The organism is Pantoea sp. alder81, assembly GCF_020179835.1.
In the GTDB taxonomy this organism is placed as follows: Bacteria; Pseudomonadota; Gammaproteobacteria; order Enterobacterales; family Enterobacteriaceae; genus Pantoea.
In genome coordinates this window covers 176794-189324 of the sequence record NZ_JAIUDA010000006.1, presented here as the reverse complement: position 1 = coordinate 189324, position 12531 = coordinate 176794, and the positions used below count along the sequence as shown (strand labels likewise).

At 55.1% G+C, this 12531-nt stretch carries 13 protein-coding genes and 1 other RNA gene; 6 read left to right on the top strand and 8 right to left on the bottom strand.

Annotation, left to right across the window (positions count from 1 at the left end):
* Positions 1 to 16 precede the first annotated feature (16 nt).
* A complete protein-coding gene (locus LBW88_RS17350) occupies positions 17 to 598 on the bottom strand; it encodes a YecA family protein (RefSeq protein WP_224933474.1) in 582 nt (193 codons plus the stop codon).
* 170 nt (positions 599 to 768) lie between these two features.
* Here LBW88_RS17350 and zapA point away from each other — a divergent pair, with 170 nt between their 5' ends.
* From zapA to LBW88_RS17335, 3 genes are all read left to right on the top strand, one after another.
* Positions 769 to 1098: a cell division protein ZapA gene (zapA, locus tag LBW88_RS17345; RefSeq protein ID WP_224933475.1), complete on the top strand. Its 330-nt coding sequence runs from the start codon at positions 769 to 771 to the stop codon at positions 1096 to 1098.
* 39 nt (positions 1099 to 1137) lie between these two features.
* Positions 1138 to 1321: non-coding RNA, 6S RNA (gene ssrS / locus LBW88_RS17340), on the top strand.
* Between the two features lie 79 nt (positions 1322 to 1400).
* Complete coding sequence (locus tag LBW88_RS17335) at positions 1401 to 2006, top strand: 5-formyltetrahydrofolate cyclo-ligase (RefSeq protein WP_224933476.1); 606 nt, start codon at positions 1401 to 1403, stop codon at positions 2004 to 2006.
* 74 nt (positions 2007 to 2080) lie between these two features.
* On the opposite strand, the gene serA is transcribed toward LBW88_RS17335, so the two are convergent.
* From serA to rpiA, 3 genes are all read right to left on the bottom strand, one after another.
* Positions 2081 to 3319: a phosphoglycerate dehydrogenase gene (gene serA / locus LBW88_RS17330; protein ID WP_224933477.1), complete on the bottom strand. Its 1239-nt coding sequence runs from the start codon at positions 3317 to 3319 to the stop codon at positions 2081 to 2083.
* Between the two features lie 13 nt (positions 3320 to 3332).
* Positions 3333 to 3527: a hypothetical protein gene (locus tag LBW88_RS17325; protein WP_155287966.1), complete on the bottom strand. Its 195-nt coding sequence runs from the start codon at positions 3525 to 3527 to the stop codon at positions 3333 to 3335.
* A gap of 82 nt (positions 3528 to 3609) precedes the next feature.
* Positions 3610 to 4269 carry a ribose-5-phosphate isomerase RpiA gene (gene rpiA, locus LBW88_RS17320; protein WP_100703537.1) on the bottom strand — a complete coding sequence of 220 codons (660 nt, stop codon included), beginning with the start codon at positions 4267 to 4269 and terminating at the stop codon, positions 3610 to 3612.
* A gap of 181 nt (positions 4270 to 4450) precedes the next feature.
* Between rpiA and LBW88_RS17315 the strand changes: the two genes are divergently transcribed.
* A complete protein-coding gene (locus tag LBW88_RS17315; RefSeq protein ID WP_034823211.1) occupies positions 4451 to 5356 on the top strand; it encodes a LysR family transcriptional regulator ArgP in 906 nt (301 codons plus the stop codon).
* A gap of 106 nt (positions 5357 to 5462) precedes the next feature.
* On the opposite strand, the gene LBW88_RS17310 is transcribed toward LBW88_RS17315, so the two are convergent.
* Positions 5463 to 6194, bottom strand: a complete 732-nt coding sequence (locus LBW88_RS17310) for an oxidative stress defense protein (RefSeq protein ID WP_045814671.1) — start codon at positions 6192 to 6194, stop codon at positions 5463 to 5465.
* Between the two features lie 218 nt (positions 6195 to 6412).
* Here LBW88_RS17310 and LBW88_RS17305 point away from each other — a divergent pair, with 218 nt between their 5' ends.
* The gene (locus LBW88_RS17305; RefSeq protein ID WP_224933478.1) at positions 6413 to 7720 is read left to right on the top strand and encodes an MFS transporter; all 1308 of its coding nucleotides are present in this window, start codon (positions 6413 to 6415) and stop codon (positions 7718 to 7720) included.
* On the opposite strand, the gene LBW88_RS17300 is transcribed toward LBW88_RS17305, so the two are convergent.
* Entirely contained in the window at positions 7707 to 8405 is a 699-nt protein-coding gene (locus tag LBW88_RS17300) for an IclR family transcriptional regulator (RefSeq protein WP_224933479.1), read from the bottom strand. The genes LBW88_RS17305 and LBW88_RS17300 overlap by 14 nt on opposite strands.
* A gap of 59 nt (positions 8406 to 8464) precedes the next feature.
* Here LBW88_RS17300 and LBW88_RS17295 point away from each other — a divergent pair, with 59 nt between their 5' ends.
* Positions 8465 to 10741, top strand: a complete 2277-nt coding sequence (locus LBW88_RS17295; protein ID WP_414004096.1) for an FAD-dependent oxidoreductase — start codon at positions 8465 to 8467, stop codon at positions 10739 to 10741.
* Here LBW88_RS17295 and argO read toward each other — a convergent pair.
* Positions 10720 to 11343 carry an arginine exporter ArgO gene (gene argO / locus LBW88_RS17290; protein WP_224933481.1) on the bottom strand — a complete coding sequence of 208 codons (624 nt, stop codon included), beginning with the start codon at positions 11341 to 11343 and terminating at the stop codon, positions 10720 to 10722. The genes LBW88_RS17295 and argO overlap by 22 nt on opposite strands.
* Positions 11344 to 11514: 171 nt before the next feature.
* The gene (mscS, locus tag LBW88_RS17285) at positions 11515 to 12390 is read right to left on the bottom strand and encodes a small-conductance mechanosensitive channel MscS (RefSeq protein WP_224933482.1); all 876 of its coding nucleotides are present in this window, start codon (positions 12388 to 12390) and stop codon (positions 11515 to 11517) included.
* Positions 12391 to 12531: the final 141 nt, after the last annotated feature.

The window sequence follows — 12531 nt, the reverse complement described above, 5'->3', positions numbered from 1 at the left end:
GCCCGCAATAACGCACTTAGTGTAACGTTGGCTTTTGCACTTCCGGCGCCGTTGGCGTGTGCTGGCGCGCGAACGTTTCGTGGCACAGCAACGCGGCAACACGCACGTATTCAATCACCTCTTCCAGCGACTGCTCCAGCTCTTCCTGATCTTCATCTTCGTCGTAACCGAGCTGCGCGATGGTGCGCAGATCGTCAATCGCTTCACCGGTTTCGCCAGTGACTTTATCCAGCTTCGGCTGCGTTACACCTAAACCGAGCAGGAAGTGGTTAACCCAGCCCGCCAGCGCATCAGCGCGATCGAAGACGGTGATGTCATCGTCTTCCGGCAGCATCAGCTGGAACATGAAACCTTCTTCTTCCAGCGTGTTGCTCAGATTTTCATGCAGGGCCTGCAACGGCTGCGACAGGCTTTGCGAAAACGCCATGCCGTCGTTGGCGAGGTCGTGGATTTTGGTTTTCCAGCTGGCATCTTTGTTGCCACCACACAGAATGCCGGACAGTAATCCGTGCATTTCGGCTGGCGTCATGCCCACACCTTGCTGAGAGAGGGCTGAGGCAAGCGCGTTGTAACCAGGAGTTTCGTTCTGTAAAGACATAGGCTTTGGTCGTCGTTGGCAGAATAAGTTCGTGTTATGCTACCACCAGGTGCCTCAGGGTTTCCAGAAAAGGGGTTGTAACTTATATCGCGGCTCTATATAGTTGCGCACCTCCCAACCCATTGACAGGTAAGGGAGATGCGAACAGAGTAATCAGTCAGGATGGTGGCATGTCTGCACAACCGGTAGATATTCAGATTTTTGGTCGTTCATTGAGAGTAAATTGTCCGCCCGAACAGCAAGATGCGCTTAATCTGGCTGCAGAGGATCTCAATCAACGGTTGCAAGATTTAAAAGTTCGCACTAGAGTCACCAATACAGAGCAACTGGTGTTCATCGCCGCCTTAAACATTTGCCACGAGCTGGCACAGGAAAAAGGCAAGACGCGCGATTATGCAGCAAATATGGAACAACGTATCCGCATGCTGCAGCAGACCATTGAACAAGCATTACTTGAGCAAGGTCGCATAACTGATCGCCAGGGCCCTAAATTCGAATAACACTTCATGGTACTCATGTTAGAGTCACGGTGAAGTCAATTTTCTCTGAGATGTTTGCAAGCGGGCCCGTCCCCTGAGCCGATATTTAATACCAACAGAATGTGACGATCCACAATTTGTGCGCATGCTCGGTCCGTCCGAGAAGCCTAATAGTTGTGACGGCATGTTCACCTTGAACCATGGGTTCAAGGGTTACAGCCTGCGGCGGCATCTCGGAGATCTCCACTCGTTTCACCCTGTTATCCCCCGGTTCGTTTGAACATGATATAGTTGGCTAAGCGCCGACTTTGCCGGGGGGCATCATGCAAACACCTTCCCTTCTCGACCGTCAAGATATCCGTCAGCATGTACGCCATCTGCGTCGCAACCTCACGCCAGAACAGCAAGAACAAGCTGCCGATCTGCTCGCCGAGCATGCCATCAATTTTGCCCCTATCGCTAATGCACAACGCATCGCCCTGTTTTTATCCGTCGATGGTGAAATCAACACTCGCCCGCTGATTGCCAAACTGTGGCAGCAGAAAAAGCAGGTTTACCTGCCGGTATTGCATCCCTTCGCACCCGGTCATCTGCTGTTTCTGCGCTACACGCCTGAAACTTCTCTGACGCCAAACAAATTGCGCATCCCTGAACCGCCGCTGGATATCACGCAGATGGCCACGCTCGATCAGTTGGATGTGATGCTGGTGCCGTTAGTGGCGTTTGACCACCAGGGGCAGCGATTGGGCATGGGTGGAGGTTTTTACGATCGCACGCTGCAGCACTGGCAGCAGCATGGCTTTTTACCGATGGGCATTGCGCACGATTGCCAGCGTGTCGAGACATTGCCGGTGGCGGCGTGGGATGTGCCGTTACCTGCCATTCTGACACCGTCAAAGCTGTGGCAGTGGGATAACGAAGAACAGTAAAAAAAAGGGTGCCAACTGAAGTGGCACCCTGAGCAATCAGTATGTTGAACGGGCACGCAGGGTGCCCAGATCCATCAGTACAGCAGACGGGCGCGCATGGTGCCCGGAATCGCTTTCATCAGCTGCAGCGCTTTTTCCGCCACATCTTCTTCTGCATCGATATCGATAACCACATAACCCATCACCGGCGAAGTTTGCAGATACTGAGCAGCGATGTTGATGCCCTGCTCGGCAAAGATCTGGTTAATCGCGGTCAGCACACCTGGCCGGTTTTCATGGATGTGCAGCAAACGGCTGACGCTGGCAGCGTGCATCGGCAGAGACACTTCCGGGAAGTTAACCGCAGACAGCGTAGAACCGTTGTCAGAGTACTTGGCCAGCTTGCCCGAGACTTCCAGACCGATGTTTTCCTGCGCTTCCTGAGTAGAACCCCCGATGTGAGGCGTCAGGATCACGTTATCAAACTCGCACAGCGGTGAGTTAAACGGATCGCTGTTGGTCGCCGGCTCAACCGGGAAGACATCTATGGCCGCACCGGACAAATGCTTGTTAGCCAGGGCGTTGCACAGGGCTGGGATATCAATCACGGTGCCACGTGCGGCGTTGATCAGCAGTGCACCCGGCTTCATCAGCGCCAGCTCTTCTGCGCCAATCATGTTCTGCGTTGAGGCATTTTCTGGTACGTGCAGGCTGACCACATCGCTCATGTTCAGCAGATCGGAAAGATGGCGAACCTGAGTCGCATTACCCAGCGGCAGTTTGGTTTCGATATCGTAGAAGAACACGTGCATGCCAAGGCCTTCCGCCAGCACGCCCAGCTGCATCCCAATATGACCGTAGCCAATAATGCCCAGCTTCTTACCGCGCGCTTCGAACGAGCCGTTTGCCACTTTGTTCCAGATACCACGGTGCGCTTTAGCGTTCGCTTCAGGAATGCCGCGCAGCATCAGCAGCATTTCACCAATCACCAGCTCAGCCACCGAACGGGTGTTAGAGAATGGCGCATTGAAGACCGGCACACCGCGTTTTGCGGCAGCATTCAGGTCAACCTGGTTAGTACCGATGCAGAAGCAGCCTACCGCCACCAGCTTCTCAGCCGCCGCAAAGATCTCTTCGGTCAGTTGGGTACGGGAACGGATACCAATGAAGTGCGCATCGCGGATGGAGGACTTCAGCGACTCCGCATCCAGTGCCCCTTTGTGGAATTCGATGTTGGTGTAACCCGCAGCACGCAGATTATCCAGTGCACTCTGGTGAACGCCTTCCACCAGCAGGAACTTAATCTTGTCTTTTTCCAGTGATACCTTTGCCATTTCCCGACCCTATTCAGAATTCAACGAGGACTACCATAAGGTAGCCTTCTGCCAAAATATCAAAAATTTCGAGCGCGGCAATACAAACGATTGCCTGCCCGCCAGCACGCGCCCACGTTGAGGCAGCACAAAGCCGTACAAAATCGTGGGATGCGAGTGCGCCGAAGTACGAACCTGCTGTTGATGAATCTTTTGTGACATAAGTCACTAAATTTCACCTCAGCAAGAAAAGATGTTTTGCAGATGGAAATAACCGGCGCAGCGCGCGCGCCGGTGAGCACGCTATCAGATCAATAAGTGATGGTTTTCACGCCATCTGCGGTGCCGATCAACGCCACATCAGCGCCACGCGCAGCAAACAAACCCACGGTAACCACGCCAGGCAGCGCATTGATGGCTTTTTCCAATGCAATCGGGTCGAGAATACGCAGATTATGCACGTCGAGAATAATGTTGCCGTTGTCGGTCACCACATTCTGACGATACTCAGGTTGGCCGCCCAGTTTCACCAGTTCACGCGCGACAAACGCACGCGCCATCGGAATCACCTCCACCGGCAGTGGGAAGTTGCCCAGAATGTCCACCTCTTTGGAGGCATCCGCAATGCAGATGAACTTTTTCGCCACCGCCGCGACGATTTTCTCACGCGTCAGCGCTGCGCCGCCGCCTTTGATCATCTGCATCTGTGGATTGATTTCGTCTGCGCCATCAACGTACACCGACAGCTCATCCACGTTATTCAGATCAAAAACCGGAATCCCTAAAGCTTTGAGTTTTTCCGTCGAGGCTTCCGAACTGGAAACCGCGCCTTCAATTTGATCTTTCATGGTGCCAAGCGCATCAATAAAATGCGCCGCTGTTGAACCGGTGCCAACGCCAACAATGGTGCCGGGTTGCACGTATTGCAGTGCTGCCCAACCAACCGCTTTTTTCAGTTCATCCTGGGTCATGGTATGTTTAAAACCTGTGCGACATCGAAGTGCGCGTAGTATAAAACAAGGCGTCGTAAAAATGCGCGGCTGTTAACGCATCGATTTAAGCCTTTGGAAGCCAGCCCGCAAAAAAGCGCCGCAGCACAATATGACAGTTTTGTGGCATAGTACTTTCCATCCTGAACGAGAGAGAACAACAATGAAACGCCCGGATTATCGAACGCTTCAGGCGCTGGATGCTGTGATTCGCGAGCGCGGTTTTGAGCGTGCGGCCCAAAAACTCTGCATCACGCAGTCTGCGGTGTCACAGCGTATCAAACAGCTGGAAAATTTATTTGGTCAGCCGCTGCTGGTGCGCACCGTACCGCCGCGTCCGACCGAGCAAGGACAAAAACTGCTGGCGCTGTTGCATCAGGTGGAGCTGCTGGAAGAAGAATGGCTGGGTGATGACAACGGCGGCACCACGCCACTGCTACTGTCGCTGGCGGTCAACGCCGACAGTCTGGCGACCTGGCTGCTGCCTGCGCTGAAAGATGTGCTGGCCGATTCGCCAGTGCGCCTGAATTTGCAGGTGGAAGACGAAACCCGTACCCAGGAGCGCCTGCGTCGCGGTGAAGTGGTCGGCGCCGTCAGTATCCAGCCGCAGCCGCTGCCGAGCTGCTTAGTGGATCAGTTGGGTGCACTGGATTATCTGTTCTGTGCGTCGCCGGACTTTGCTGCGCGCTACTTCCCGAATGGCGTCACGCGCTCTGCTTTGTTAAAAGCCCCAGCGGTGGCGTTTGACCATCTGGATGATATGCATCAGGCGTTTTTACAACAGAACTTTGATCTGTCACCGGGCAGCGTACCCTGCCACATCGTTAACTCTTCGGAAGCCTTCGTGCAGCTGGCGCGTCAGGGTTCGGTGTGCTGTATGATCCCGCACCTACAGATTGAGCGTGAACTGGCACAAGGGGATTTGGTGGATTTGACGCCAGGTCTTTACCAGCGTCGCATGCTTTACTGGCACCGATTCGCGCCAGAGAGCCGCTTAATGCGCAGCGTGACGGATGCATTGATTGCACACGGTCATCGCGTCTTGCGTCAGGATACGGCGACAGCCTAATCCCAATTGCAGATTGGCGTAGCAGCGTGATTTATCGCGTGAATGAACAGCAGTATCGCTGCCATTCAGCGTCATAAATCACGCCGCTACGATTCAACACATCAGATTACTGAGCCGTATTCGGCTTGATCTCGAACACTACATCGACCTGATCGTCAAAGTGAATGCTCTGCTGCTCATAAGTCTGCTGCGCGGTGGTATCCGCTGGGGCTGCGGCCGCTTTGTACATGCGCGCCATTGGCATTGGCTGATAGTTCGCCACGTGATAGCGGATGCTGTACACCGGGCCTAACTTGGCGTTGAAGCCTTCTGCCAGTGCACCTGCCTGCTGAGTGGCGTTAGCAATCGCCGCTTTGCGCGCCTGATCTTTATAGGCATCAGCATTCGCTACGCCCAGCTCCACCGAACGGATTTCGTTCAGACCAGATTTCAGTGCACCGTCCAGCAGCTCATTCAGTTTATCCAGCTGACGCAAGGTTACCTGCACCTGACGCACCGCACGATAACCTTTCAGTACTGACTTCCCTTCTTTGGTGTAGTCATACTCGGGTTGCGTACTCAGGTTTGCCGCATCAATATCTTTCTTTTCGATACCGTTCTTTTGCAGGAAATCGAAATATTGCGCCACGCGGTCATCAGCTTGTTTTTTCGCGTCTGCCGCATCTTTCGAAGAAACATTCACCACGATGGAGAGTGTCGCGATATCAGGACGGGCATCCACGCTTGCCTGACCCGAGGTCACGACATGCGGGCCATTCGGGACTTCACCCGCTTGTACCATCGCTGACATTACGCCAGTGCTCATTACGGCGGCCAGCGCCAGTGCTTTCAGTTTCACGAAAGTCCTCCTTGAAGGTTCAATTTACAGGTCGCCACTATGGCTAAACCTAAAACACATTACTATGCGTGATGGTCTGAGTTTGAAATCACCAAAAAGTTCGGATAACTGCGGTTTTAACGTATCCGCGATCGCAAAACTATGCTGACAGATTCGCTGAAAGTTCGCCTTGGTGTTTCTATTAAAGAAACAATTCTAGCTTCCGGGAGAGTTGTATTATGACAGAACAGCCCCTTAGCCATAGCGCCATTGCCGTTCGCGCCGGACGTACCCGATTCCTGATGTTGGGTCTGGTGTTCATCAACATCATCATCAACTATATGGATCGCACCAATCTCTCCGTGGCCGCCACGCAAATGGCCGGCGAACTGCGCTTCACGCCGATGGAGATGGGATTGATCTTCTCGGCATTTGGCTGGATCTACGCCGCGCTGCAGATCCCCGGTGGTTTTCTGATCGATCGTCTCGGTGCCCGTCTGGTGTATGGCATCGGGCTGTTTGCCTGGTCACTGGTCACCGCACTGCACGCATTAGCGAACAGCTTCGGCGCGCTATTTGGCCTGCGGCTGGGCGTCGGTGCTTTTGAAGCGCCGGTGATGCCTTCGAACAACCGCGTCATTTCCAGCTGGTTTCCCGAACAGGAGCGTGCCAGCGCCATCGGCATTTACTCTTCGGCCCAGTTCGTTGGTCTCGCCTGCATGACGCCGCTGCTATTCCACGTGCAGGATGCCTTTGGCTGGCGCGGCCTGTTTCTGATTACCGGCGTGGCCGGGATGATCTGGGCGCTGGTGTGGTATCTGCTTTACCGTGAACCGCATGAGCATAAAGGCGTATCAGAGGCCGAGTTAAACTATCTGCGCAGCAACGGTGCCTTACTCGAGAGCCGCCAGCAGACGCAGCAGCCGAAAGCCCGCTGGGCCGATCTGGCACAGATGTTCCGCAGCCGCAAACTGGTGGGCATCTACATCGGCCAGTTCACCATCTCCGCCACTTTTTGGTTCTTCCTCACCTGGTTCCCCACCTATCTGGTGGAGTATCGCCATATGGGATTCATCAAAAGCGGCTATGTGGCTTCGGTGCCCTACTTCGCCGCCTTCTGTGGCGTATTGCTGGCGGGATTCGCTTCGGACCGCATGATTCGGCGTGGCGTGTCACCCAGCGTGGCACGAAAGCTGCCAGTGATCCTCGGCCTGTTCCTGACGCTGTTTATTCTTGGCGCCAATTACACCGACGACTCCACGCTGATTATCCTGTTTATGTCGCTGGCGTTCTTTGGCAACGGGCTGGCGACCATTACATGGGTGTTCGTCACCGCGCTGGCACCGCGTCATTTGATTGGCCTGGCAGGCGGCGTGTTCAACTTTACCGGCGCTCTCTCGTCCATCGTGGTGCCGATTGCCATTGGTGCGTTGATCGATGGCGATAACTTCGCCCCGGCACTCGGCTTTATTGCTGTGCTGGCGGCGATAGGTATTTGCAGCTATCTGTTCGTAGTCGGAAAAATCGAGCATGTCAGCGCGCGCTGATCAGCTCCTGCGCCAGCGCCTGCAACTGCGTGATGCGCTGCTGCAGATGCGCCTCATCGGCCTGCCAGATTTTGGCGAACGCCAGCGCGGCGCGGTTGTTGTTGATCGGCTGCGCCATGCTGATTTCACCGTCATCACGGTGCCAGATCAAATGGTCTGCTGCACGCTTGCGCGCCAGCAGTGGCGCCATTTGCGCCCACTGTTCATCGGTGAAACGTGGACGCAACTGCTCATCACTTTCTGCCGCCAGCAGCGACACGCCAATCACCGACTGCCACGCTGGCAGCATACGAAATCCCGCCAGCGCCTGGCTGGCGTTGGTGCGCTCACCCGGCTCGGAGTGCCAGATGTAGATCACCTGATCCTCCCACAGCACACCGAGTGCCACCACGATATCGCGTGGCGCATAGGCTTCCAGCTGCGGCAGCGCCTGGGCAAACAGCGAGGAACCGCGAATTGCCTGCGCCGCCAGCGCATGAATGCCAGGGCCGGGCAAATAGCGGCGATGTTCATCCTGAATCGTCAAACCAATCGAGGCCATGGTCATCAGCAGGCGGTTCACGCGCGTGCTGTTCATGTCCATCTGTCGCGCCAGTTCACGGCAGCCCACGGCTTTATCGCTGGAAACCAAATACTGCAAGCAGCGAATCCCATCAATCAGGCTTTGGTTGGGTTGAGAAGACATAGTTCACCCTGTGGCGCTCAAAACACCAATCTTAGCTTCAGCATGACAGGAAGCAAATGATGCAGACTTACTCTTCGCAAAATGCGCGCCACTTCCCAGAACAGCGGATACAAGCCGATCTGCTGATAGCCGGCGGCGGTCTCTCGGGCGTCTGTGCCGCACTGGCTGCCGCGCGTGACGGATTAGAGGTAGTGTTAATTCAGGATCGCCCGGTGCTGGGCGGCAACGCATCGAGTGAAGTGCGCTTGTGGGCTAACGGGGCGACCTCGCACATGGGCAACAACAACCGCTGGGCGCGCGAAGGCGGCATCATGGGCGAGATCATGGAGGAGAACCTGTGGCGCAACAAAGAGGGCAATCCGGTGCTGTTCGATATGGTGTTACTGGATTTGGTGCAGTCTCAGCCGGGTCTTACACTGCTGCTGAACACCGTGGTCACCTATATCGAGAAATCTGACCGTCGTTTGAAATCGGTAGAGGCGTTTAACGCCATCAACCAGACGCGCTATCACGTCAAGGCCAGCCAGTTTATTGATGCCAGCGGCGATGGCGTGCTGGGTTATCTGGCGGGCGCAGCGCATCGGGTGGGCGCGGAAACGATTGAAGAGTTTGGCGAGAAGATGGCGCCAGGCGAGCACTTTGGTCACAAGCTCGGCCACTCAATTTACTTCTACACCAAACGCACCTCGCAGCCGGTGCGTTTTGTCCCGCCCTCCTTCGCATTGAAAGAGATCACCGCCATCCCGCGCTATAAACGCCTGACCTCCGATCTTAACGGCTGCGATCTGTGGTGGCTGGAATGGGGAGGAAGGCTGGATACGGTGCACGAAAGCGAAACCATCAAATGGGAGTTGTGGAAGATTGTCTGGGGCGTGTGGGATTACATCAAAAACTCCGGCGAGTTCCCGGATGCCGACACGCTAACGATTGAGTGGGTCGGATTGATCCCCGGTAAACGTGAAAGCCGTCGCTTTGTGGGCGACACCTTGTTGTGCCAGCAGGACATCATTGAACAGCGCGATCACTACGATGCGGTGGCCTACGGAGGCTGGTCAATTGACCTGCATCCGGCTGATGGCGTCTACAGCGAACACGACGGCTGCCGCCAGTTCCACAGTAAAGGCACTTATACCATTCCGTTCCGTGCGCTTTACAGCCAGTCGCTGGATAATCTGCTGCTCACCGGTCGTTTGATTTCAGCCACTCACGTTGCCTTTGGCAGCGCGCGCGTGATGTGCACCTGCGGCGTGTTGGGTGAAGTGGTGGGACGTGCGGCGGCGATCTGTCATCAGCAGCAACTCACACCAGCACAGTTAGCTCAGCCGGAGCGCGTCACTCAGTTGCAGCAGCATCTGCTGCGCGCCGGGGCATACATCCCACGCCAGCAATTGGCGAACCCGGTGAGCGATGCGGAGGTTGCGGTCAGCAGCACCCTGCAACTCAGCGCCCTGCCCGCCGATGGCGGTTGGCAGCCGTTGCAGTCACGCTGCGCGTTGCTGCTGCCACTGAAAGCCGGTGAACGCTTACCGGCGATTACCGTGCAACTGCGTGCCAAACAGACGCAGAAGCTGCAGGTTTCACTGCTCACCAGTGACAATCCGGCCAACACCTGCGGCGATCAGCACATCGCCAGTCAGACAATCACGGTTAACGACCAGGGCAGCTACCGCCTGAGTTTTGATTACCGTGCGGATGTCGATCGCTATTTGTTTATCGCCTTCGAAGAGAAGCCAGAGATTGAAGTGGCCCTCACCCGCCAGCGCTTGCCGGGCATCATGATGGTGTTCAACAGCCTCAATCCGCGCGTCGCCAAACGCACCCGACAGATTAACGATGGCGATTACGGCGTGGATGAGTTTGATTTCTGGCTGCCGCGCCGTGCGCCAAATCAAGTGCTGCTAGCCTTCACGCTGGAAACGCCGCTAAAACTCTGGCATCGCGACTACCTGCTAAACGGCAAGCTGCGCCCGGAACAGCACACCAACTGTTGGGTGCCAGCACAGGATGATGCGCAACCTACCGTCACATGGCGCTGGGAACAGGCGCACCAAGCCAGCCACATCACGCTGCTGTTTGATAATGACTTCGACCACGCGATGGAAACCGTGCAGATGGGCCATGCGCAGGCAGTGACACCGCACTGCACCACGCATTACCGGTTATGGCTGGATGAGATGTTACTGGTAGAAGTGAAGGACAATCATCACTCGCTGTGCCATCACGCCGTACCTCAGGGCGTGAGTTTCCGGCAGATACGCTTAGAGCTGATTGCCAGTGCGGGCGCGCTACCCGCACTTTACGGCTTACATCTGCATCAGAAGGCAGCAATGCCCTGACGCGCTAATTGGATAGCGATAAACCACATTACGCCGCCCACCAGCAGGTTAATGATGCGCTGCGCACGCACCGTGCGCAGTCGCGGTGACAACCAGGCTGCTAACAATGCCAATCCAAAGAACCAGATAATCGATGCGCTCACGGTGCCCAACGCGAACCACTGGCGCGCTGCTGTAGAAGGCAACTGGCTACCGAGGCTGCCGAGCACTACAAAGGTGTCGAGATAGACATGCGGATTGAGCCACGTCACCGCCACGATGGTGGCAATAATGCGCCCGCGGCCTTGCTTCATCACCGCATCATCGGCCAGCGTCACATCGCCCTGCCACGCGCTACGCAGTGCGCCCCAGCCATACCACAGCAGAAACGCCACGCCAGCCCATGTAATCAGCATTAGCAGGATAGGCGACTGGTTTAGCAGCGCACTGCCGCCGAAGATGCCGCCGCAAATCAGCAAAATGTCGCTGAGCGTGCAGAGTCCCGCCGTCATCAGATGGTAATGGCGTTTGATGCCCTGATTCATTACGAATGCGTTTTGCGGGCCAAGCGGCAGAATCAGTGCAGCACCAAGCGCAAGCCCTTGTAAGTAAACAGATAACACGATGATAGTCCTGAATAACGAGGTAATGCGATGCAGTATAGTGACGCGAGGATATTAGTGGAAATTGAAAAATTTAATCAGTCATTAGAGAAAATAATAAGGTCGTCATAAATGACGACCTTAAAATGATGTTGCGCAGTTTACAGTTCAAAACACAACGCCACCGGGTGATTACTCGGCTTGCGCAGCCTGTTGCTGTTGCTCGCTTTTCACCTGATGCAGATGCACATCCATCTGCGGATACGGAATACCGATACCGTTGGCATCCAGCGTACGCTTGAAGTTCTTCATCAGATCCCAGTAAACGTTCTGCAGGTCACCGCTTTTGCTCCAGCAGCGCACCACAAAGTTCAGCGAGGATGCGGCCAGTTCATTCAGACCGATCTGGATACCCATCTCTTTTAATACGCGCTCATCGGCTTCCACCACTTCACGGAACAGCTCAATCACCTGATCAACATCTGCATCGTAAGCCACGCCGATAATAAATTCGTTACGACGAATCGGCTCGCGTGAGAAGTTGACGATGTTGGCGGCGATAATCTTACCGTTCGGGATCACCACGATTTTGCCATCCACGGTTTTCAGCGTGGTGGAAAAAATCTGCACGTTTTGCACGGTACCCATTACGCCCAAATCAACGAACTCGCCTGTTTTAAACGGACGGAAGGTCACCAGCAGCACGCCCGCTGCGAGGTTGGACAGAGAGCCTTGCAGTGCCAGACCCACGGCCAAACCAGCGGCACCCAGTACGGCGATCACTGAGGCAGTTTGCACGCCCACGCGACCCAGCGCTGCAATCAAGGTAAAGGCGATGATGCCGTAACGCACCAGGGCAGAAAGGAAGTCTGCTACGGTGGCGTCGATATGACGCGCCTGCAGCACACGATTGATCGCATTTGAAACGATACGCGCGATGAACATACCAATAATGATGGTGAAAATCGCCGCAACGATATTCACCGCGTAGCTCAGGATCAGTGCCTGATTACGTACCAGCCAGCCGCCGGCACTGTTAATGCCATCGACGACATTTAAGTCTTCCATTTGTTAGCCCTGTTGTTGAGTTTCCCGCAGGAAAATGCAAAAACGGCCAGATTAGCTCCGGCACTCCCGTGTACAAGGGTAAACAAAAATGGCATGAAGCGCCAAAGATGGGCTGAATTTACTCACTATTCCGAATCGAAT